The sequence below is a fragment of the Oscillibacter sp. CAG:155 genome (assembly GCA_000436875.1).
GTDB lineage: Bacteria > Bacillota > Clostridia > Oscillospirales > Oscillospiraceae > Oscillibacter.
The window spans coordinates 1-23421 of record FR890887.1 but is presented as its reverse complement, the minus strand read 5'-3'; the positions used below and the strand labels follow the sequence as shown (position 1 = coordinate 23421).

The window sequence follows — 23421 nt, the reverse complement described above, 5'->3', positions numbered from 1 at the left end:
CAGTTATCGGCCCCTTTTTTGGAGGTTTCCGGAAGGGGGGAGGGGGATATGGGAGAGCTCCAAAATCAGTGGCACAAATGCAGGGTTTTCGTTGGCATGAAAACATAGAAGTTTTCCATAATTCCATTTATTTTGAGAATTTGACATCAAAATTTGAATTATTCTGAGTTTTTGCGGTTTCAGAACATCAATTTTTCAGGTTAATTCCTACTGAAGTCAAAAATTTAAGGTAATTTCTAGCGATAAGCAGCGATTTTACTCCCAATTTTTTAACGAAGGAAAGATTTAACCCGAGAATTTGCGTCTAAGCAGCAAATTTCCGTATGGCTTCTGGCTCTCATTCAAAAAAACTCGCCTAAATTCTTTCACTTACTAAAGTAATCTTGCAAAATTTCCGGTCTGATACAGCAAAAATTCCGCTTAATTCAAAGAATGAAGTCAAAAATTGAAGGAAAGAAGGCATTATGATGGACAGAGAATTTGAGAAAACATTTGAGCACCTGTGCGTAACCAGGACCCCTCGCAGTGTGTGGGACGATTTCGTCGCACTTTCAGCTATTGCAATTTCCAATGAGTTGGATTTTCGGGATGACCGGGAGGAACTCGAAGCATCTATTTTAGAGAAATACAGCAGCCAGGAAATATGGATGATGCAGGAGCTTTTTGACAGAACAGCAGATGTACTCGAAAAAAATCCCAACCAGGATTATTTGGGGGAACTTTTTTCGCAGTTCCAGTGGAGCAAAGATGAGAGACTGTACCTCACCCCTTATGACGAGGCGAAAAGCGCAGCACAGTTTTGCTTAGAGCAAACCGTTGCAAATCCATTTACATCGCTGCGCGACCCCAACTGCGGTTCAGGAACCATGCTGATAGCCGCGTTCAATCAGATGACCTCCATGAATCGGAATCCTCATATGCGATTGTTCTGCATTGGCCTGGAACCAGATTTCACCACGGCAATGATGTGCTATATTCAAATATCTTTTCTCGGAATCGCAGGATACATTATGACAGGAGGCAACCTGAACCGGTCATTGAAGGAACTTTCCTTGATTGCACCGGAAGAGGCATGGTGTACGCCAGCTTACTATCACCGGACCTGGCAGGCACGTCGCTTGGCAAAGTATATTCAAGACCTTTGATGATGAAAGGGGAGATGTAGGCTATAGGAGATGCAGCATCGTTGAACACAGGTTGCGGGACAGCCATGTTCAGTTCGGTCGGAGCAGAAATGGCGATTTATTTCGGACTGATAGGAGGCTGTCCCGCTCCTCCAATATCTTGACAGGTGGGTTGGTGGCAGAGAACCGACTGCAGGTTTGGAAACAGGAGGACGCAGATTACATAAGCTGCAGACGCTCCGGTAAGAGAACCATTGATTAGGTGAATTTATGAACGGAAATTTTCGCTGAATGAGAAGGCAGGCATATATGGAACGAGAGGGAATCAAGACACGGGATATCCGTTTTTTCAGTCAGAAAAACCAGCAGATGGTCTGCGTTCATAGTCGGCAGGCAAGAGACTATGCAAAATCCCTGGAGGAGCAGGAGAACGTCAAGTCCTATGAGGCAGGCGTTCTCTTGGACATGGGACGATATGTTCATATATCGCCAGTTGATATTCGTCGAGATTACTTTAAAGAGAGGTGGACGTCCGACTTCCTGCTGGAATACGCAGATGGCCGAAAAGGTATTCGGGAATTGGTGTTTTCTTCAAATTTGAAGAAAAGGGCTGTCATTGAGCGATTGGAGTTCTCACGAAGATATTGGAAAGTCCTGAATATCGAGGACTGGAAGGCAGTCGTGATAGGAGAATAGAAATGATGCTGCGTTTTTTAATGCGCACGGGAACCATCTTTCGGGTATTGGTGGAGGAGGATGCTGGCTGCTGGATTATTTCATACACAGAGCCGGCAGCACCACTCTTCATCGTGTGCGAACAACTTTGGCAATTTCAAAAGGTCCCGGCACCAGAAGCCTATATAGAAGTACAGACATTGAAAAAGACACCGGCGGAACAAAAGCGCCAGGCTTTGATACAGTCATTATTGGATAATCCTGCCTGCATCCGGGACAGAGCGCTGCGCTGCACCCTGGCGGGTGAATCTGCGGCAAGACATCGCACCACATCCAGACGGGTGTTGGAGGCTTACTACAGATTTCTGGCAACCGGAAGGACATCCGTTCCAAAGGCCAAGAAGCCGCTCACCAGGAATGAAGTGTTTGACTGGGCTATCCGAACCTACTATTATTCGGCAAAACGCTTCTCTCTCCGAACCGCCTATGACATGATGATACTGGAAAAATTCATGGACGAGCAGGGAAGCGTATCGGAAGAAAAACCGACATGGGAACAATTCAGGCACTACTTTTATAGGCGGGGATTTCATAAAGCCCCTCAAAAGACCATTTCCAGAGAAGGACTGACCAGATACCAACGGGACCATCGTCCAACCTTTGGCTCCGTATCCGCTTGGCGTTCTCAGCCGGGGAGCTATCAGATGGATGCTACCCAGGCGGACGTCTATCTGGTGTCCCGGTATGACCGGAGCACAGTTGTCGGGCGGCCCTATATTTACATGGCGGTTGATACGGCTACACAACTGATTGCGGGTATTTATGTCGGGTTTTCCTGCGACGAGTCCGCAGTGATGGCGTGTCTTGCGCAAGCCGCGGAGGACAAGGTTTTATTCTGTCGGCAGCATGAAATTGAGATTACTCCTGAGCTATGGCCAAATTGCGGGCTCCCCAGTGAAATCATTACAGACAAGGGGCGTGAGTTCTGCGGCTCTCGTATGGAGGAGCTATGCCGTTGCTATGGCCTTGAGATACAGACGCTACCGCCCTTCCGCCCAGACCAGAAGGGAATCGTTGAGAAGGCCTTCGACCTGCTCCAGAACCGGTATAAGCCGCTTTTGAGAGGAAAAGGGGTAATTGAGGAGGATGCTCAGGAACGATGGGCGATAGACTACCGGGCACAAGCCGTCCTGGATTTGGAGGAATTCACGCAAGTCATAATCCATGCGGTTCTTTATTTGAATGGTGGTAGGCTGCTCTCTGATGGGAGGACACCGGCGCAGAGGTGGCTGGATGCGGCACCATGTATGCTGGAGGTGCCTCAAAACGAGTTATATCGGAAAACGCTGCCTCGCCTGTCTGAAAAACTTAGGCGGAAGGGTTTCCATATCAATGGCTTTTGGTATAGCCCCTTAGATTTGGAAGGCTTGACCCTGGGAGGCACCTATACGCTCGCCTATAACCCCTCAGACACGGGGGAGGTATACCTGGTATCCCCGGATGGCCAACACCGTCCATGCCGCTTAGAGAGCGGCAGAGAGGCTTTCATGGGCTTATCATTTGCCGAGTCAGATATGGTACGGCAGGCCGAGAGGCTTACAAAGAGAGAGCATCAAGCCCAAGCGGCGGAAGCCAGTGCGGCGTCTCTTAGGGCAATTCGGCAGATAGTAAAGGAAACTGCCAAAGAGCAAAGCGTGCCCGAGCGGCAGCACGGGAGCAACATTCGAAAGAACCAGAAGGAAGAGAAAGAAAAGCTCTCATGACAATGGGGGGAAAACAACGTATATGCAAAAATACCCTTTGAGACAGAAGGCAAATGCCATCTATGACAACGACAGCACATCGGAGGGAAACCCTTTCCTGGCTGCTCTGCCGGCGCTGCTGTCAAAAGAGGAATTTTTTAAAATTATCCGCAGCAGTCCGCAACTGCCTGTGAATCTGGCAGAAATGACATCAGAGGAGCGGAGACAGGCATTGCCGCTGTTATCCGCAATCTTTATTCCTTTGAGCTATATGTATATTATCTACGACCAGCTCTATCGGGCCATCCGTGGAACTTATATGCGAAGAACTGTTCTGGAAGGCATTCGGCGGACCAATGCGCTTTTCACAGGCCAGAAGATACCGTCTTATGCAACCCAGGCGGACAGCGGCTCCATTCTGGGAGTCCCCGGTATCGGAAAGACATCCGCTGTGCATCGGTGCCTCTCCGTTATGCCGCAGGTAATTGAACACATTAAATATCAGGGACAGGCCTGCTTCTGCAAGCAAGTTCTCTATCTTTTCGTGGAATGTCCATCGGACTGCTCCGTGAAAACCCTTGCCCTCAACGTTCTGGCGGCTCTGGACAGCGCAATTGGCTCCCGGTATATAGAGAGCCTTGCCTCGCTTCGGACCTCCTCTGCCAGCGCCCTGGCAACGCAGGTGAAGATTTTATGCATAACACATCATGTGGGTCTCATTCTGGTGGATGAAATTCAAAATGCTGTCATAACAGCACAGAAGAACAAACAGGTCAAACCTCTTATCCGGTTCCTCGTGGAGCTCACCAACGATACCAGCACAGGAATCTACTTCATCGGGACGCCCCTTGCTGAAGAACTGTTTATTGCCGAAGAGCATTTGAAACGGCGGACGCGGGGCATCAGACTTCTCCCTTTCAAGCCTGACGGCGTATATCGGAATTTCTTGGAACAGATATGGCCCTATCAATTGACACCTCAGCAGACCGCTTTGACCGATAAGCTGGCTAACAAGCTCTATGACTGGTCCGGCGGCATCCCGGCATATATCATCAAAATCTTTCAGGAAACCCAGGCACAGGTCCTGCTGCGGGGAGAGAGCACCATCAGCGAAAGAACAATGCAGCGGGCCATCGACATCTTGACGCTCAGGGTACCGAAGACCTATACCGGCGGCACATCTCTCTCGGATTTTGAAGTTGAGGTAGAACCAGGCGGCTGGGAAACAGGGGAGCAGCAGGCGAAGGATGGACAGGATGTTCCGCGGCAGTATGCCAATAAAAGGGGAAGAAAAGCTGCTCAGAGGGACAGGGAGGACCTTCTGGCAGCCTACAGGAACGGAAGGGACATCCTACACCATCTGACGGAGTTTGGCCTTCTGGAGCGGCCAGAAAAGAAATGCTGACCCATTTTCCAACACCGTACCCCGGGGAGTGGTGGTATTCCGTTCTGTGCCGGTATTTTGTCAGGACAGGGTATCGCAACTTTGCTACGGCCTCGCGGGAGCTCTACGGCGCCAGAAAAGCAATTCATGGGAGGCTCTTTCCGGGAAGCTCCTGTTACCAGGTGGTTTCTAAATTGCCTGAAGGCATCTTGGATATCAAAAGGATTTTGCTGGAACATACGCTCATGCCGTATTACCTTCGGTTTTACCCTGCGATGAAAAAAGAACAGGTTTTCCAGTCCCTGCTGCAAGGAAAACCAGGCGGCCTTACTTCCATCGACCTGCTTGGGGTAGAAGGGGAGGAAGGACTTAAATACTGCCCGCTTTGTTACCAGGAGGACATCAAGCGGTACGGAGAGCCCTATTGGCATCGAGAACATCAAATTCCGCTGACGCCCTGCTGTATAAAGCATAAATGCCATTTGATTAAACATGGTGTAAAGTATTCAAGCCTGTCAGAACTTTATCTTCCCTTATGTACGATTCAACCGAATGACCGGCCGGGAGGTATGGAAGAACATTGGCAGGAACCGCTCACATTGATTCTGGATGCGTTTTTAAATATGCCATTTGAATATGAACCCACACGAGAAGACAGTAATCTCCGCATCAAGCTGCTGGAGATGGGCTTGGGAATATCGAAAACACAGAAGAAGGAATCGCTGGACTCCTCAAAGGTGTACCAGGCTGCGCGTGATTTCTACGGTGAAGCTGTGGCAGTGCGGTACTTTTCAAAGGTCAGCGCCCCGATTCTCTACCGGCTCTGTAATTGGACGCTGACATCTCCTGAGCGATATGCGCTTCTCGCTGTTATGGCGGGATTAACGGCGGAGGAGCTGTTTGGCGCATTGATGGAATACCAGGACCCATGTCTATTGAGACTGCTGCAATTCCGGGAACAGGGTATCGTATACCGGAAAGAAGAGTTGGCCCGAAAGATGAAGCTCCGCCCAGCACAAGTTGATACCTTAGCCAGGAAATATGGTATCCAGCCTTTCTGGAAGCAGAATGGGCGAAGCCATATGAAGAGAACCGAGTCGCTGAGGCTCAATTTGACGAGGGAAGAGAAAAAGCAGATTGAGCTTGCTGCTAAGAAGAATGGAGGTGGGCAGACAGCAGTGTATGCGAGGACTGTTCTTTTACAGGCAGCAAAAGAATGTCTTCAATCGTCCGGGAACTCATGAGAATCAAAAGGTACTGGAAGTCACTCTCAGTCGTTTGCCAATTCAGCGGAAGGAAACTGATAGTATATCCGGCGGTTGGGCAATCGTTCGGAAAAGTTAGGAAATACGAACGGTAAAATCCAGTGATTGCAAGGAATTTTGCGTTATATGGGAAAAAGTTCGTATTTATAGCAGCAAAAGTTCGTATATGCGAGAAATTTCAACTGTTGAGGAAGGCCATGAATAAGAAGACCATAGCATTGACAGCAGAACAGTACCGGGAAATCATCTCCACCATACGAAAGGGCTTTTGTGGCTGCCGGCCCAATGAACGGATAGCCACCGCCTTGATACTGGAGGCGAATCTCGGGCTTCGTATTTCAGATATTCTAAAACTACGGCTCCGGGATATCCTGCGGGATGGAGAGCGGTACCGGCTGGACATCAAAGAACAGAAGACAGGGAAGAGCAGGACATTTACTGTTCCTCTGATGCTCTATCAGTTCATTCGCTGCTACTGCCTGGACCACGGGATAGAGAGCGAAGAGGTGATTTTCCCTATTACGGAGCGGGCTGTACAGAAGCAGCTCCAGCTTGTATGTGAGTATCTTGGCATATCTGGTGTCAGTACCCACAGCTTTCGGAAATTCTACGCGACCGAGATATACCGGGACAGCGGGTATAATATCGTTTTGGTTCAGCAACTCCTCCAGCACAGTTCTGCCGCTGTGACCCAGAGGTATATCGGAATTCAGCCGCAGGAGATAGAAGAAGCCATTGAACGGCATTTGCAATTGGACATATAGAAGAACTTCAAAAAATAGAAAGAGCTAAGAAAATCAAAAAAGTTCCCCGCACAGAAAGAGAATCCGTGCAGGGAACTTTTTTGCCAAAGAGCTAATTTGCAGATTCATCGTCTAATTCCGTTAGAGTCCGAATAAAAGCAAGAACCGCTTTGGCTTGAGGCTCTGATAAATTATCAATTAAGGCAATGACAGCTCGATGTGTCGCGGAGAGCTTCTGCAGCCTGCTTTGTGGTGCCATAATTTCACCTTGCCCCTTGAGGACCCAAGCTGCACTATACCCAAGTCGGTTTTCCAACCGCTCTGCCAAAGTGGGGGAGATTCCCCTGTTGCGGCCGGTACATAATCCGGAAACATAGCTCTGAGAGACATCCAGAATGGAAGCAAGCTCTTTTTGCTTTAAATGAGAGGCTTTTAAGATATATTTGATACGGGTATGCAAATCCGTATTTGACAACTTCATCACCGCCTGGGAAAAATATATCACAAGAAATTCACTGAGTCAACTTTTGTTGACAGATTCACAATGTCATATTATAATTACATTTAGTGAATTTTGAAAGAAAAGAGGGATTTTCATGAACGCAAAAGAGAGCGCGATTCACGCTATCATGAAGCTCTCGGAGGCAGACGCAGCAAAAGTTCTGGTATTCCTGGCAGGTATGGAAGCAGGAAAGGCAACGACAGATTCTGCAGACAGCAGTGAAGAAATCAAAACGGAGCCCCAGGAGGAAGCAAGGTACCAACAGCCCAGTGGGAGTAATCTTTGAATAAGAGTCTTTCTGCTTCCATGAGGTGGGGAGCATATGCACAATGCAGGTAGTCAACAGTGAGGCAGCCAAAAGGAAAGGTAGGGTAATTCTGAAACTTGCAGACGCATTCCGAATGAGGAATGCTTCTGGAGTCAATGATAGGCAGAGAAGTTTCCAAGTTATGACTGCGGTTGAAGAGACGGCGGTTGCTGGAAAACATAGAAGACTGTGGATTTTCAAACTGACGCACCATATAGATGGCTTTTCCAGGTTGCTCGATTTTAGTGCCTAGCCAAGTCGGGTCACCAATGCGCTGTACATCTGTAATGTAACCATAAAAATAGTTATCTACAGGCCACCAGCTATACTTCTGTTTCGGTTCAGAATGTTTCCTTTTGGTGTCCAGGGGTTTCTTAACAGGTTTGACTTTCAGTTCTTGCGCGGGGATACCGCTCATGAGTGCGTGAATATGCCAACGCTTATCATTGGGGCGTTCAAAGGGAATTCTGCCTTTGGTTTGAACAGCAATCTCCACATATCGTAGCAAGCGTGTGTGGTTTTCTCTCCAGTGGCGGTAAGCCTCTATGTCATTTAGAGTATCGAATGCAATGGTGACCCAATACTCAAATGGATTGGCCATACAGGTTATGAGCATATTGGCTATCGAAGATTGGATGTTGTCGGGTCTGCGCTTCTCAATAGGTTCCAGAGAGGCGACGGAAGGTTTGGATACAGCCAATAGTCCTCCGTCATATGTAACGTATGCAATGAGTTTTTCTTCGGCTTCTTTACACATGTCGATTCGTTCTCCTTCGTACATCAGTCCAAGGCATACATGGAAATCTTGAAAGGCTGGGGAGGCTCCATTCCTTTGGAGACTTCTGCATATTGCTGAAGGTTTCCATATATTTCTGAAAGCTTCTATATATTGTCTCTTATATATAGTGTGTACGAATTCGATTGAAATCGTTTTTGCATATGAAGAATTGCGCTTGTAATTGAGTAAAGCGGTCCAATTTTTTCCTTCTTAATACCGCAGCAGCCTTACTGGAACACAGGATATATTGAAATCAAAAATCAGCAAGAAGCCCGCCTTTTTTACAACTTTACTTAGAAAAAATGATATATTCGCAAAAGTGCTGACTTACGATGCAGCACCAATATCCCCATTCGAAGCCCCTAACTTTTCCGGTAATCCGTTCTTATGAACCGTCTAACTTTTCCGGTAAATAAATGAAAAAACACTCTAACTTTTCCGGCAGCCTATTTTATTAGTAGAAGGAAGGAGATAAACATGAAAAGAATACTTGCCGTATTTCTATCTATGCTGATTCTTACATTGGCAGTTCCAGCAGCTCTGGCGACTAAAGAGACCAGCTTCTCCGATGTACCGATTTCCCATTGGGCGTTTGACGAAATCGAAACGGCCGTAGATAAGGGCATTACCAACGGCTATTCCGACGGCACCTTCAAGCCTGCTAATTCTGTTACCAAGAACCAGTTCGCGGTGATGCTGTCCCGGGCGTTTTTCCCGGAGGACGTGGCAGCTAACCAGAAGATTGACGACGGCCAGCCCTGGTATTGGGCAAACCTCAAAACGCTAAATGACCGTGGTCTGCTGGAAGGAACCAACCTGTCTGACCCCAACAATTGGGCAACCCGCGGCGGATACTCCATCAGCCGTTATGAGATGGCTGTTCTGATGTACAACATCCTGGGTGAGTTCGGCAAGAGTGCCAATGCCGCTGATATGACCGCTGCACAGAGCAAGATGTCTGACTGGCACTTTATCTCGCCCGACTATCAGGATGCCGTGGCTGCCTGCTATGCTCTCGGTGTGCTGAGCGGCTATAGCGATGGTACTTTCGGTGGTGAAAAGCCGATGAATCGTGCCCAGGGCTGTGTTGTTATTGGCCGGCTGGAAGCCTTTCTCGAGGACGGGACCACTTCTACTCCCTCTGCTGAGCTGGAGACACCCGCGGAGACTACCAAGCCTGAGAATCCCGGTACGACCGAGGAGTCTGGTACTTCTATTGAGACGACTACCGGAACTCTGAGCAACGGCAAGGCTATTACCAAGGAGAATGTCTTGGAGTTGCTTCGTGAAATTGAAAATGAATATCCTAACCTGTCTTTTATCTGTATGAGCCAAGATGAACTGCGGGAGGATATTCGTAATTTCTGGAGATTGCTGGACAGCGGTGAAATTTCCCCCCAAAAGACCTTGTCTGTAAGCTACATCTGTCGTTATAGATGGTCGAAAAATGAAAAACCTTTCAAACAGATTTTTGCGTGGGAATGGCGTCCAAAAGGGAGAGAACCGTGTTGGATTCATGAGACGTTTATCCGTGATTTACATTAAAAGCAAGGCTGTGTTTTATATAAGCACAGCCTTACCTATTTTTTGGTCCTACACGTTGTAGGAATATACACACAAAAATAATCAAATCACCTTACTGTCATTTTGCACAAATACTGGGATTTTATGGAATAGAAAATGAGGCCGAAAACAGTTCAAAACCCCGTAGGTACCCACGGGGTCTCCTATAAGAAAAGTAGGTCCAAAATGGCGTCATTTGGGTGTCATACGGGGGTCAGCAGGGGGTCAGCGGGGTGTCCGTTGGGGTTTTGAAAATGAAAACCCCGTATGACACCCTCCTACGGGGTCGCTGACACCCATTTGAGGGCCATTTGGCGGTTTTTGGCCCCCTTTTCCAGGGGGCCGTAGGTAATCGAAATCCCTCAAAAACAGCAAAACCCCTTCTGAGGGGTCGCTGAGGGTAGATTACGGGGTCGCTGAGGGTCATTTGAGAGAAATTTGTGCAGTTTCACAATGTTTTTGCATTTTATAAAAAATTTCACTCATTTCAGCGAGAAATTCCCCTGCAAGCCCGGCCCCAATATGAGCAACTCTCTTCATCCAAGTCTTTCACCACTGGGCCGGGCACAAAATCAATCACAGGACAGTATTGAAGTCTACTAAAACAAGTGCCGCCCCAATATGAGAAATCTCCAGCATATTAGTTCGTCACCACGGGCGGCGACAAACCTCAACCACAGGAACAATCAGATGGCTTCGGCATCCGCCTGCTTTACGCGGGCGAAAACGTGAGCATCCTAAAATGGAAACTTTGATATTATATCTTGAGCGGGCCTGTTTGAAGCCATAAAAAACAGGGGCATAGTATTTTTCGTACAAATGTGCGGACTACCAGCAGATTACGTATAAAAGGCCTACAATTGTGGCCCGATGGCGAAGGCTCCCCGGGATACCTATGAGGTGGAAAAGCGCTTAGAAGCCCTTAAAAAAGCCATTCTGGAGGATTTTGATGGCTGCGCGGGATATGTAATCTCTAAATAAACAAAAGAGCCCTCACATGGTACCCAATTTCCAAAGACGAACGATTGTTCGATTAAAGCGTTTATGGTATAATGAAACGTAACAAAACGATGGAAGGGGGCGACAACTATGGCTCGAAAAGGGAAGCAGTATCTTGCGATTGACCTGAAATCATTTTACGCATCCGTGGAATGCAGGGAACGCGGCTTGGACCCTATGACCACGAACCTGGTGGTGGCGGATGCCTCCAGAACAGAGAAGACCATCTGCCTTGCTGTCAGCCCCTCTCTGAAATCCTATGGCATCCCAGGAAGAGCCCGGCTGTTCGAGGTCATCCAGAAGGTGGATGCCGTCAATGCCCAGCGCCGGCGGCAGGTTCCGGGGCATGTCCTTCTTCATGGCGGCTATGACAATACCGTGACCCAGGCACACCCGGAGGAGAGCCTCAACTACATTGTGGCGCCCCCCAGGATGGCCCTCTATATCCAATACAGCACCCGCATTCACGAAGTGTACCTGAAATACGTCTCTCAAGAGGACATCATTGTCTATTCCATTGACGAGGTGATGATGGACGTCACCAACTATCTGGACACCTACCATATGACGGCCCGGGAGCTGGCCCGGACCATTATCCAGGATGTGCTGCATACCGTGGGCATCACCGCTACCGCCGGCATTGGTCCCAACCTGTACCTTTGTAAAGTCGCCATGGATATCATGGCCAAGCACATCAAGCCGGATAAAAACGGAGTCCGTATCGCCCAGCTCAATGAGATGACTTACCGGCGGCTTCTCTGGAATCACCGGCCCCTCACGGATTTTTGGAGAGTGGGGAAGGGGTATGCCCGAAAGCTGGAGGCCCTGGGCCTCCACACCATGGGAGATATTGCCCGGTGCTCCATTGGAAAGCCCACGGACTACTACAATGAGGACCTGCTCTATAAGCTCTTTGGCATCAACGCAGAGCTTCTCATTGACCACGCCTGGGGCTGGGAACCCTGCACCATTGCCGACGTCAAAGCCTACCGCCCGGAAAACCGCTGCATCTGCTCCGGTCAGGTGCTGCAGTATCCCTATCCCTATGAAAAGGCCAGACTGGTGGTGCGGGAGATGGCGGAGATGGTTTCCCTGGACCTTCTGGAAAAGGGAATGGCAACGGACCAACTGGAGCTGACCATCGGTTATGACCGGGAAAACATCGACAGCGGCCGGTATCATGGAGAGACCAAAACGGATATGTATGGTCGGAAAATTCCGAAGCACGCCCATGGGACCGCGAACCTCCGCCGCCAGACATCTTCCACGAAACTGATTACCGAGGCGGTTCTGGAGTTATATGAGAAATGCGTGGACCCGAAGCTCACCATCCGGCGTATCACCATCGGCGCCAACAAGCTGGTGGAGGAGAGCACCGTAAAAAAGAAGGAAGTTCCCCAGCAACTGGACCTCTTCACCGACTATGCGGCTCTGGAGAAGGCGGCGGAGGAGGAAGATGCCGCCCTGGAGAAAGAACGGAGAATCCAGGAAGCGGTATTGGGCATCAAGCAGAAATTCGGCAAGAACGCGATTTTGAAGGCATCCAGCCTGGAAGATGGCGCCACGGCAAAAGAGCGGAACAATCAGATTGGAGGTCACAAGGCATGAGTGGACCCTACGACGACATCATCAATCTTCCTCACCCTGTATCGCAGCGGCACCCGCAGATGTCCATGCATGACCGGGCGGCCCAGTTCAGCCCCTTTGCAGCATTGACCGGGCACGGAGCTGCCATTGCGGAAACGGAGCGGGAGACCGATGCCTGGGCAGACCCGGGAGAGGATGAACGGGAGAATCTGAACCGGCAGCTCTGCTTGCTCCGGGACCATTTGGAGGAGCAGCCCCAGGTGGCCATCACTTACTTTGAGCCGGATAGCCGGAAAGAAGGAGGTGCCTATGTGACCGTCCGCGGCATCGTGCGGAAGATGGATATGACGGGGAGGTATATCCAAATGATGGACAGGCGGCAAATCCTCATTGATAATATTCGAAGTATTATCTTTACAGGTGAAGGAAATCAAAATCGAATTTAGAATGAAGTTTTTGGTAATGCTAGACAGCACATAGATATAATTTCAAAGTTAATCATTGAAAACGTGCATATTGCACGACTGGAAACCAGATACCATAAATGTATCTGAATTTCTGGTGGTGCTATCATGGCAGATGCCCGACTCAATGAAATATTTGGACAAAATCTGCGGAACTATCGGGAGTCCCTGGGACAGAGCCGCCAAATCTTTTCCGCAGCGTTTAATGGTTCTCCATATACGCTTCAGAGCTATGAGCTCGGCCATCAATGTCCGAATCTCAAGCGATTTCTCAATCTTTGCAATACGTTTCAAATTTCTCCGAACCTGCTGCTAGATAGCCTCTTTCCTTGGCGGACTGAAATGGACGAAGTCCGGGACTTGGCTGCCTTGACAGATGGCCTTTACGGGCAGAACGCACAGAAATTAGTGGAGTTTCAGGACATTTACATTCGGGATACTGTCGAAACGCGGCCTTGGATGATGGGCGCCCCTTTGGGGATTAGGATTCATGTGCTGCGTATGGAAAGCGGTATGAATATTGATATGCTTGCTAAGCTGTGCATGGTGTCCCGAGCTACCATGCAGGGCTATGAGTCCAGTCAATATGACCCTACTCTGCCGGCGGTATTGCATCTTTGCGAGGCATTCCATATATCCCCGGAGTATCTGCTTGCGCCATTTCTTCAGAAGCTCTCTTATCCGGATGCCAGGATAGCGGATTTACGGCCCCGCCAAATTAAAACTTTGCTGGAACTGAGCCGATATATGAGAAATAATCTCTAAATTTGACGCATATCAACTAATTCTGCAATATATGACACGGGAAATGTGCTGTATGAAAACAGGCGCATTTCCCGTGTTCTGCATTATATTCGACTGTATATGACATTTTTCCCCCTGTAGGCTGACGCAATATATACATATTCAATGGTTAACATTGAAAATAAGCATGAGGAGGCAAGCTATGTGTGCAGGAAATCAAAAGCTGCCCTTTCAATTGGACGAGGGTATGGGGAGCGTCAGAAGAGTGCAGGAAGAGTGCCCTGGGGTATTCCATGTTACAACCAACATTTCAACGGAACACTTTTGCCGGGAGCACTATGTGGTGACAGCGGCAGCCGTACCCAATATCATTTCCCTGGAAGTCCTCGCTTATGGAAGGCTGATTGGGGAGGATGCCTATGAATTCGAGCATGAAGTGGAGGGCAGCGGTTGGGAGCTGGTTGCTTTTGAAATCATGCGGTATAAAATCAAGCAGGGCATCACACTGGGCAACTATGAAAGCATCTATTGTACCGCTGTCTACGATGCGGAGCGGTATCCGGAATACTATGGAGGCCATATTCCCCCGAGAACGACACCCTGGGGTTTGACCATACGCTGGAAGAAGGCATCGGAAGGAATTTTCTTCTTGGAGACCGAACACTGCGAATGGGTTTTGGCCTTGGCCCAGCCTATATGGTCTATTGACCTTCCGGATGTGGTAAAGGAATATGGACAATCCTGCGAGTCAGACCTGCAGATGGGGGCAGAGGAAGCGGTCTACCGTTATTTTAGAGGTTCCAATATCGCCCCAGCGTTATTTGAACTGCTTGACAGTGGAGCAAAGAGCGGATTGAAGAATTACATTTATGGGAAAGAGGCTTTGGAGACTTATCTGAACGTTCACTGCCCGGAATATGTTCTCTGGTATAACTCTTTGGAATTATCCGGGCATGGCAAAGGAGACGTCCTCTCGGACCTCCTGGCGGCGTTTGGTTACCCGGTGGAATCGGAAGAAGAGACAGAGCAGGACCGCGAGAAGCGGATTGTAAACTGTATTCATTACTATCCGGATTTTGCAGACAGTGAATTGCTGCGCTTACCAAAATGAAAAAAGCCGGCCCCTTTACGACGAGGCCGGTTAATGAGTGAATTCGATAATATCGTTAGGTGTGCAGTGGAGGATTTCACAAAGGCGTTCCAGCGTATACACGGTAATACCCCGGTTATGCTTGAGATTGTTGACGGTTCTCGGGTTGATGCCATGCTGCGCAATAAGATTGTAAGTCGTCACGCCTTTTTCCTCCATGGTTCTCCAGAGCGGCGCATAACTGACCACCATATCACTCCCCGCAGATAAATGATTTGTATTCATTATCTGCGGAAAGTTTAAACCATGATATACTGAAAAATGTATCTATATGGATTGAAAGGAGGGGAGGCCATGATGGTCATTGCATTTACTGAGGGGTCTGAACTGGTGTCGTTGGAGGTAGAGAGACGCTTGAAGCGAGTATTACAGCGCCTTTTTAAAAAGGAAAGTCAGATAAAATGCATCTTTGACAATGACACACCCTTTCTTCGGCTTTGCGAGTGGACTGTCCGAAGGCTGCAGGCATCATGTCCGGAAAAGGAAATTGTGAGCATCGGTGTTTATGCAGGGAAAGACCAGTGTTATGCAGCAAGCCGAATACGGTTCACTTCTGTGGTGCATTTGCCGGTAAAGGAAGATATGCATCGGTGGGTGATTGACCAAGCAGATTATATAGTCACATATATGGACCTGTTACTTTGCAAAGCAAGAGAGGACACCCTAACATATCAATACGCTTTAAGCCAAAAACATGACTGCTGTATCAACCTTTGTATGCAGGAGGACTTAGCAAAAGCCCGGGAAAAAATATCATCCCTTGTCTGGTGGGAACGCATCGCTATCCTCGGAAGACTGCATGGAAAACCGAAAGTAGAGATAGCCAGGGAATTAGGGGTATCCCCGACGACCGTGAGGACCTATGAAACGAATGCGGTGAACCGAATCATTCAGATATTGCGTTTACCAGCCCCTTCCAGCCGACAATGCGCAGTATTTGGATTTATGCAAACGCAGCCATCTAAAGAGAAGATGATACTTCTTAATGAGGCCCTGAACTATCTTCGCGATGCTTGCGGCGTTACTACATTCCTGTTATCATTGCGCTCCACAAGACAAAATCATGATTTCGCCTCCATCCTGCATCGATTTCAAAAACTCCAGGCAAATACTGTCCATTTCATGGAGCTGCAAGATTACAACGGAGTGCCGGCCACGGAGCAGGGAAGGCCTTATGTATCCAGAATTCTGGCAGAACGAAGAGCTCTGATTGACTCAGCGGATATTGTGCTTTGTGACTTGAAGTGGGAAAGACGCTCTGGACTGCTCTATGCAAGACGAAAGAGGGTCCCAGTTATCAATTTGGATGGAATTCTAAAAGACAACTGGACCTGTGGATTGAGGCAAATTTACGCGCTGCAGGAGAAAATCGTGATTAGTTAAAGATAAGAACATCATGGATGGCGGGATTACCGATATCCCTTCTACAACGCATAGCAATGCCCCTTATGGCTATTTTGTTTCTGGTGTATCTCCCTGAACCTGCTGCACCCGGGCTACCATGCTTGGGATTTCCTATCCAGAGAAATTATATAGATAAAGATGTCAGTAGAAACGATTTCTTGAAGCGGGATTATATTTCTGCTATGCTGTATATGGTAATCCCAATTTTGTGGGGACTCAGAAACACACATACTATGTTATGCGCTTTTGTTTGGACGAAGGGAGAATTTGTCTGAGCATTTGTGCATCCATATGGGACGGCCCATGTATCGCAGCGTGGGCGCCCTATGGGGTTCCCTCACTGACTTTCTAAGAAAGGAGGGAACGCCAATGGACGGAGAAAAAACATACCTGTCAAACGAGCTCGAACTGTCCGGGAAGGATGCCCAGTATGATGACTGCGCAAAACGGCTCTTTCGTGATAAAGGGCTGGGTGCGTGGGTGTTAAAGGGAACTACAGACGAGTTTCGGGACGTGCCGCTGGATGTTATTCAGGAGTGTATCGAAGGACCCGTCGAGGTGTCTCGCATCCCGATTCACCCTGGGAATCAGCCGGAATCCATCATCGGAATCCCCACGGAGACCAAGTTCCAATATGGGGACGAGGTTGATTTTGATGTCCGCTTTTTCGTTGTGACACCCGATGAAAAACACGAAAAGATTTTCATTGACCTGGAACTTCAGAACGGTTTTAATCCTGGGTATGACCTGACGGAACGCGGTGTATTTTACCTCGGGCAGATGCTTTCGGAGCAGGAGAATTCTGAATTTTCAGGTTCAGACTATGGGCAGCTCAAGAAGGTATACAGCATCTGGATTTGCCTGAATTGCCCGCCGGACGCCGAGAACACCATCGTAAAGTTTGCACTCGCAAAAGAAGACCTCTATGGACACTTTTCCCATGACATGTGCTACGACCTTTGTACCGTCGTGCTGGTTTGTCTGGGAGCTGGAGAAGACAATTGCAGTGGGTCTCAACTGCATCAGCTTTTGGGAACGATTTTTTCCAGAACGCTGAATGGTATCGAAAAGGTAGATATCCTTGAGGAGAAATTTGGAATCAGGAAAACGAAATCGCGGAAGGAGATGTTTGACAACATGTGCAACCTGAGTGCCGGAATCCGCGAAGAGGGCCGTAAGGAAGGTCGTATAGAAGGAGCCATCGAGCAACTGTGCGCCCTGGTACATCGCGGACTGCTCTCTTTTTCCAACGCTGTGAATGAGTCCGGCCTGACGGAAGAGAAATTTATGGCTTGGATGCAGAAACTTTATCCGGACTACAAGCCGTAAGAATGTAGGCTCAGACAACAAAGGACCGCCGAGGGTAATGTCCCCGGCGGTTCTTTCTTAATAAAAAGCTTAATTGCATTGGACCACAAATATGATTGAGGTTGTCTTTAAACACAAAATATGGTATTATAACTTAAAATGAGCACAAGAAGTGCCTGTGCTTATCTTGGCCAAAAGTAAGTATTAGTTCAAGGTGACATATGGAAATTCAACTTAAAAATCAAAAATATATTGATAGTAATGTTGATAGGTACTTGAAGCAGCTATCTGCAGTAAAAAGTGGGGAAAGGGTTACTATTGATTTTTCTCAAGTTGAATATCTCCGCCCAGGGGCTGTTATACAGCTTATCGTTCTTAGTAAAATGTTTTTTGGAAAGAGCGGAGAGAAAGTAGTATGGTCAGGTATTCCTAAGGATAGAGCATTCTATTTGAGACGACTTCAAATAGAACAAGTAGAATTTATATCTGTGATGATGCCCCCTATGCTTTGGGGATACACAAGAAGAGATAATGAAACGATTATTCCTCTTGAGAAAATCACGAATCGACCGCAACTTGGATGCGCAACGGCCGAAGCAATGAAGCATTTGAGGGAGTGGTTTCCGGAGGAGTCTGACGATTTCTGTCGTGATGCTGCAAACATCGTAATGGAAATCGTTAATAATAGTTTAGACCACAGTGAACGCTGTGAGGGAAATTCTCCTTTATGTTATTATACAATTCAAAAATACCAGCCTCATTATCCTATTGGAAGTAAGTGCTATAAGCCAAGAGTTATTATTGCGTTCGGTGATGCTGGAATTGGAATGCGAGAAAGCCTTAACAGACGCTGGAACATCGCTCAAACAGATATGAGTGCAATTGAGTTGGCGTTAAAAGGATATAGTTGTCGTAGTGATGGAGAAGGAGGTATGGGATTTAGAAGGGTATCAGAGGTTCTTAAGAAAAATAAGGGGCATCTTACCATTCGCTCCGGAGGGGCTTCCATTCACTGCGTGTATGACGAGGACGAGGTACGAAGAAATCGGCGTTATCATAAAGAACGATTGTTAGGTACACAGACGGCATTTCTTTTTTAAAAATCCCTTGACAAGTCAGAAAAACTAGTTTAAGATGCAAATATAGGGTTTCATTTCAAAAAAATGATACCCCATGAAGGGAGGTTAAGCAGATGGATAATGTGCTTTCCCTCCGGGTATGCCAATATGCTGAGGCAGTTGGATTAAGAGATGTTCTTACGTCGAGGGATTTAGCAGGTAAAATGCTATCTCGTGTTTTAAGTGACACAAGAAATTCTTTGGAGGCCGGTTCAATTATTGACTGCTCTTTTGAAAGTGTTACGATTTGTGATACTTCGTTTGCTGACCAGTTTATATTGAATTTGCAAAGCAAAATCTTATCTCTCGACAATGTCTTGATGCGACTAAGCCATTGCGAAGTTGGTGTATTAGAAAATATAAATGCGGCGTTAGCGTATCGAAACGAAAGAATTAAAAAACAAATATCGGATATTCCACGATTAAATATTTTGCTCTTTTCAGAAGGCTCCTATAAGATTCTAGGACACATAGAAAAAAGTTTGGAGCAAGCTTTCGAAGTTATCCAGAAGACAGCCTGTGGTGTTACTGCAAGGATTTTGGCAGATACTTTGGAAATTGAGGGCGGTAATAATGCAGCAAACCGTTTGAAAAAATTGTATGATTTGCGATTGGTTTGCCGTTCTGAATCCATCGATGAGACTGGACGCCAGTTTGTTTACTACATTCCGGAGGGATAAAAAGGTCCGAGAAGGACTTTTTTATCAAAAGGGTTTCACTAAAATAATGTGAAACCACTATATGTTGGAATCATGGCTTTTCAAGCCATAATTCTTGGACATGGTTTCACTAAAAAATAATGAAACCATTAGAGGTATAGTCGCGGAAGGAAGCTGTCTCTTGCTACATCTCCGCTGATTATAGCAGGGCTGGAAAATATGCCCTGTAACACAAAAGAAAGGAGATTCAATTATGGCTACGAAGACAATTCGAATCCGTACTACGAGCAGCGTCCGCCGGGTTGGTTCTGGAATTCAGATTCGGACGACTGTCAGCAACGGGAAGACCACCAAGACGAGAGTCAAAACGATTTACCCTCGGTGAACTCTGAAAAGATTTGAAAAGAAGGAGGTGAGATATCGGTGGGAAAAAATACGAAGCAGACAAGTGCTAAAGTTGCTAAAGTCGCTTCTAAAATTTTGCGCGATGGGAGATATAGTCCTTCCGCAAAAGCGGCAGCAGGCAGCGCTCTGTCTCAGACTCCTGGGAAAAAACACAAATAAATAAATCTAGCTAGCTGAGCAGGGATGGGCAGATACCTTTCCCTGCTCATTCTTTCAAATTAAAAACACACAGGGTAGTTTTTTACATACGTCGTTTGATTTGAAATAGAAAACCACTGATTACAGCCTGTGGTACCTGCTGAAGGAGGACAACGATATACTGCTTAGAGATACAGAACCCCCTTGTTCTCCCCCGGTACAGTTTTGAATACAACCATAGACAAGAACGCCTATATGGTATAATTTGATAAAATGAAGATATCCAGAAGAATTTGTTCTTGGGCGAAGCTGGAGTAAATTTGATTTTATGGGAAAATACAGGAAAGTGCAGGTGGTTCTTGTGAATGAGGAGCAGGCTTTCATAGTTAGACATGAAGACAATGAGCGTAGAAAAGAAGCATTGCCCGTCGATATCCTGGGTAGGGAAGAGCTTATTGCGCAGGTTTTGGATTTGTTGAACACTTTGTCTGAAGTACGGAGTTCCTGCACCTTTGCATTGAACGGGAAGTGGGGAGCAGGGAAAACCTATATTATAAAAAAATTAGAGCAGCAGTTACAGGATTACGAAGGCACGGGAAAATTTGTCACCTTTCATTATAACTGCTGGCAGTATAATTACTACGAAGAGCCTTTAGTTGCTATTGTGGCAGCAATGCAGGATAGTTTAGACGAGCAAAGACACCTTCTAAGCCCGGAAATGAGGGGGAGAATGGGGCAAGCTCTGGAGATTTCATTGGGTGTCATGAAAAAGCTTGCTTATTCCATTGTAAGAAACAAAACCGGAATAGACGTGAAAGAAGTTTCCGATACAGTAAAAGAAGAAGCGGATGAATGGCAGAAAAAACAAGAAGAACAGCAGCAATACGATAAGTATTATGCTTTTAAGAAAACAATAGATGAAGCTAGAAAACAAATGTCTGAAATATCTAGTCAGGCTACAGTTGTGATTGTGGTGGATGAATTAGACCGGTGTTTGCCTAATTATGCCATAAAAATATTGGAACGACTACATCATTTGTTTGCCGGACTAGACAATACGATTGTGATTTTGACTCTGGATGGCGGGCAATTGGAGAGAACTGTTAAATGTATTTTTGGAGAAGAAACCGACAGCAGCGAATATTTGAGAAAGTTTATTGACTTTGAAATACCCATAGATATTGGTTCAGTAAATTCTGGTTTCTTCGAAAAATATCATGAATATGTTTCCCTTTTTGACCCGAATCTGCTGGAACCGTGGCCGGAGATATCCGATTATGTAAGCGCACTTTTCAGCAAAATGGATATGAGAACACAGGAGCATCTCATTAAAAAAATAGAAACCATACACAGGCTTGTTTTCAAGGACAAAAAGAAGGACTACTCATATTTGTGCTTTGAACTCTTGATGGTGGTCTTTTCTCATATGGCGCCAAGAAGCAACAGGATACCTATTTTCTTTCAGAAACATACCCACGATGAATTTATTCTTGCATTTGCAGAGGAAGCCTTACCTAACAAGTTTGTTGCCTATGCAAAAGAACACTGGAAATATCAGATTACAATTCTACGGGAAATGGGAGCCACGAGCGTTTACTTCCCGGACGCCATGGATATTCCTCGGCTTCTGATTTGCTATTCTGAGGATGTGTACGGCAATGGAAAAATGTGTGAGCAGAGCCCAGGGCTTCCAAAATGGGACAGGTCTTGTGTTCAAGAATTTCGAGAAGTTCTCAGGCTTTTGAAAATTATAAGATAACAATTCCGCATACGTAGGTTAACATGAGAGAAAGAGAGATAGGTACCCTATGAAGAATTATAGCTTGGCTCCAACTGATGAAAACGCCTATGAGATGTTGAAGGCAAACCCCATTGGTCGTTCTGATGATGTTTTTCGCTTTGTTGAGTTGCTTTCCCATATGGAGAATAGCTGCTATTCCATTGCGCTTAATGGAGAATGGGGTTCCGGGAAGACGTTCTTTGTCAAACAGGTAAAACTGATTTTAGACGCGGAGAATCCCCAGTCGAATCTGCCTGAGATAATGCGGCTAAAAGTAAAGGGGCTCATTCCAAATCAGTTTACTTGCCCGGACTGCTATACGACTGTTTACTATGATGCCTGGGCCAATGACAACCACGAAGACCCGCTGCTGTCTTTGATTTATGAAGCTATTCGGAGCGGCCAGAGTGACTATTCGCCAGAACGAGAAAGAGGTCTCTGCCAGGCGGCATCAAGCATTGCGGACCTGCTGACCGGAAAAGGTGTATCTGATGCTCTGAAAGCTTTACAGGAAAGCAACGAATTAGAGAACATGCAGAAAGGAGTTGATTTAGAAAGCCTAGTCCGGGACTTTATCAATTATCTGATAGAAGAACAAGGAAACCGCCTTGTATTCTTTATTGATGAACTTGACCGATGCAAGCCAGACTACGCGATTCGTTTTCTGGAGCGGATTAAGCATTATTTTGACGATGAACGAGTTACCTTTGTCTTTTCCGTAAGCCTTTCGCAGTTACAATGGACGGTGAAAAGTTATTACGGCTCGGAATTCAACTCGACAAGATACTTGGATAAATTCTTTGATATACGGCTTACGCTTCCTCATGTTAATTATGAAGATTTCTTGAAGAATCGCCTGAATATGTGGGTAAATGACCTGGTAAGCACCGTTGGCATGGAGGTCATCAAGTATTACCAGTTTTCTCTGCGGGAAATGGAGCGTTATATCCGACTCCTCAAAATAGTGGAGCATGTCGCTCAAAAAATACAGCCGGGCTCTCCCGGGCGTAACGCAGTGTTGTTTTCCGCTACTTATTTTGTTCCCATTATGTTAGGACTCCAGATGCATAATATCAAGAAGTTTAATGATTTCCTTTCTGGGGACGATGCTGGCCCCTTGAAAGAAATTTTAATGAACACCAGTGTAATATTGGACACCAGACTACTCCTGTCTTGGGGGGAAAGCTATGCCACCGGCGGGGGTATAATTAGCCAAGCAGGAAAGGAAACGGAGTCTATAGAGGAGAGAATTGATAAAATATATAAGGTGCTTTTTGGAAGATATAACTTTAATGCAAATGGTCCTCTTGAAATTGGACAGATGTTATTTACCGCAACGACAAGAGAAGAAGTCGAGCGAATTACGTCCGTGCTATCTCCGTTGACTGATTTTGACCAAATATAAAATGAATAGGTATTGCCAGGAGGCAGTTCTAGTGTTAGAATACGGTTATCCGAATGAATTGCCTCAAAGGACTGTGTCTTCGTCCCACGCAAAACGGACACATTGTCCCGCATAACCTGACCCGAAAGGGCCCGAGGGAATTCGTTCCCCCGGGCTCTTTTTTTGTATTTCCATCCG

20 protein-coding genes are annotated in these 23421 nt (G+C 46.8%); 17 read left to right on the top strand and 3 right to left on the bottom strand.

Annotated elements, in window-relative coordinates:
* Positions 1–464 precede the first annotated feature (464 nt).
* The 6 genes from QZL67_RS04265 to QZL67_RS04240 all read left to right on the top strand — a co-directional run bounded on the left by QZL67_RS04265 (position 465) and on the right by QZL67_RS04240 (position 6954).
* Positions 465–1145, top strand: a complete 681-nt coding sequence (locus QZL67_RS04265) for an N-6 DNA methylase (protein ID WP_292919848.1) — start codon at positions 465–467, stop codon at positions 1143–1145.
* Positions 1146–1433: 288 nt separating this feature from the next.
* Complete coding sequence (locus tag QZL67_RS04260; protein WP_022289525.1) at positions 1434–1820, top strand: hypothetical protein; 387 nt, start codon at positions 1434–1436, stop codon at positions 1818–1820.
* Positions 1821–1822: 2 nt separating this feature from the next.
* Complete coding sequence (locus QZL67_RS04255) at positions 1823–3562, top strand: DDE-type integrase/transposase/recombinase (RefSeq protein ID WP_292919846.1); 1740 nt, start codon at positions 1823–1825, stop codon at positions 3560–3562.
* A 22-nt stretch (positions 3563–3584) separates the two neighbouring features.
* Positions 3585–4946 (top strand): AAA family ATPase, encoded by a 1362-nt coding sequence (locus QZL67_RS04250; protein WP_022289523.1) that lies wholly within the window; start codon positions 3585–3587, stop codon positions 4944–4946.
* The gene (locus QZL67_RS04245) at positions 4940–6169 is read left to right on the top strand and encodes a TniQ family protein (protein ID WP_022289522.1); all 1230 of its coding nucleotides are present in this window, start codon (positions 4940–4942) and stop codon (positions 6167–6169) included. The genes QZL67_RS04250 and QZL67_RS04245 overlap by 7 nt, the downstream gene beginning before the upstream one ends.
* Positions 6170–6387: 218 nt before the next feature.
* The gene (locus QZL67_RS04240; protein WP_022289521.1) at positions 6388–6954 is read left to right on the top strand and encodes a tyrosine-type recombinase/integrase; all 567 of its coding nucleotides are present in this window, start codon (positions 6388–6390) and stop codon (positions 6952–6954) included.
* A gap of 91 nt (positions 6955–7045) precedes the next feature.
* Here QZL67_RS04240 and QZL67_RS04235 read toward each other — a convergent pair whose 3' ends face one another.
* Positions 7046–7408 carry a transcriptional regulator gene (locus QZL67_RS04235; RefSeq protein WP_292919844.1) on the bottom strand — a complete coding sequence of 121 codons (363 nt, stop codon included), beginning with the start codon at positions 7406–7408 and terminating at the stop codon, positions 7046–7048.
* 254 nt (positions 7409–7662) lie between these two features.
* Positions 7663–8499, bottom strand: coding sequence for a hypothetical protein (locus QZL67_RS04230; protein ID WP_022289519.1), 837 nt, complete (start codon positions 8497–8499; stop codon positions 7663–7665).
* Positions 8500–8997: 498 nt separating this feature from the next.
* On the opposite strand from QZL67_RS04230, the gene QZL67_RS04225 reads away from it, so the two are divergent.
* From QZL67_RS04225 to QZL67_RS04205, 5 genes are all read left to right on the top strand, one after another.
* On the top strand, positions 8998–10065 hold the full coding sequence (locus QZL67_RS04225; RefSeq protein ID WP_022289518.1) for an S-layer homology domain-containing protein: 1068 nt from the start codon (positions 8998–9000) through the stop codon (positions 10063–10065).
* 1107 nt (positions 10066–11172) lie between these two features.
* Entirely contained in the window at positions 11173–12690 is a 1518-nt protein-coding gene (locus QZL67_RS04220) for a nucleotidyltransferase/DNA polymerase involved in DNA repair (protein ID WP_022289517.1), read from the top strand.
* Positions 12687–13115 carry a hypothetical protein gene (locus tag QZL67_RS04215; protein WP_022289516.1) on the top strand — a complete coding sequence of 143 codons (429 nt, stop codon included), beginning with the start codon at positions 12687–12689 and terminating at the stop codon, positions 13113–13115. Before QZL67_RS04220 ends, QZL67_RS04215 begins: the two co-directional genes overlap by 4 nt.
* A 126-nt stretch (positions 13116–13241) precedes the next feature.
* Positions 13242–13898, top strand: a complete 657-nt coding sequence (locus QZL67_RS04210; RefSeq protein WP_022289515.1) for a helix-turn-helix transcriptional regulator — start codon at positions 13242–13244, stop codon at positions 13896–13898.
* Between the two features lie 181 nt (positions 13899–14079).
* Positions 14080–14988 (top strand): hypothetical protein, encoded by a 909-nt coding sequence (locus QZL67_RS04205; RefSeq protein ID WP_022289514.1) that lies wholly within the window; start codon positions 14080–14082, stop codon positions 14986–14988.
* Between the two features lie 30 nt (positions 14989–15018).
* Here the strand turns inward: QZL67_RS04205 and QZL67_RS04200 are convergent, their stop codons facing one another.
* Positions 15019–15186, bottom strand: a complete 168-nt coding sequence (locus QZL67_RS04200; protein WP_306765923.1) for a helix-turn-helix transcriptional regulator — start codon at positions 15184–15186, stop codon at positions 15019–15021.
* A 135-nt stretch (positions 15187–15321) separates the two neighbouring features.
* Between QZL67_RS04200 and QZL67_RS04195 the strand changes: the two genes are divergently transcribed.
* The 6 genes from QZL67_RS04195 to QZL67_RS04170 all read left to right on the top strand — a co-directional run bounded on the left by QZL67_RS04195 (position 15322) and on the right by QZL67_RS04170 (position 23244).
* A complete protein-coding gene (locus tag QZL67_RS04195) occupies positions 15322–16410 on the top strand; it encodes a hypothetical protein (protein ID WP_022289512.1) in 1089 nt (362 codons plus the stop codon).
* A 390-nt stretch (positions 16411–16800) separates the two neighbouring features.
* On the top strand, positions 16801–17760 hold the full coding sequence (locus tag QZL67_RS04190) for a hypothetical protein (protein WP_022289511.1): 960 nt from the start codon (positions 16801–16803) through the stop codon (positions 17758–17760).
* A 200-nt stretch (positions 17761–17960) separates the two neighbouring features.
* The gene (locus QZL67_RS04185; RefSeq protein ID WP_022289510.1) at positions 17961–18839 is read left to right on the top strand and encodes a hypothetical protein; all 879 of its coding nucleotides are present in this window, start codon (positions 17961–17963) and stop codon (positions 18837–18839) included.
* Between the two features lie 92 nt (positions 18840–18931).
* Complete coding sequence (locus QZL67_RS04180; RefSeq protein WP_022289509.1) at positions 18932–19537, top strand: hypothetical protein; 606 nt, start codon at positions 18932–18934, stop codon at positions 19535–19537.
* 883 nt (positions 19538–20420) lie between these two features.
* Positions 20421–21818, top strand: a complete 1398-nt coding sequence (locus QZL67_RS04175) for a P-loop NTPase fold protein (RefSeq protein WP_292919840.1) — start codon at positions 20421–20423, stop codon at positions 21816–21818.
* A 49-nt stretch (positions 21819–21867) separates the two neighbouring features.
* Positions 21868–23244: a P-loop NTPase fold protein gene (locus QZL67_RS04170; RefSeq protein ID WP_022289506.1), complete on the top strand. Its 1377-nt coding sequence runs from the start codon at positions 21868–21870 to the stop codon at positions 23242–23244.
* Positions 23245–23421 lie beyond the last annotated feature (177 nt).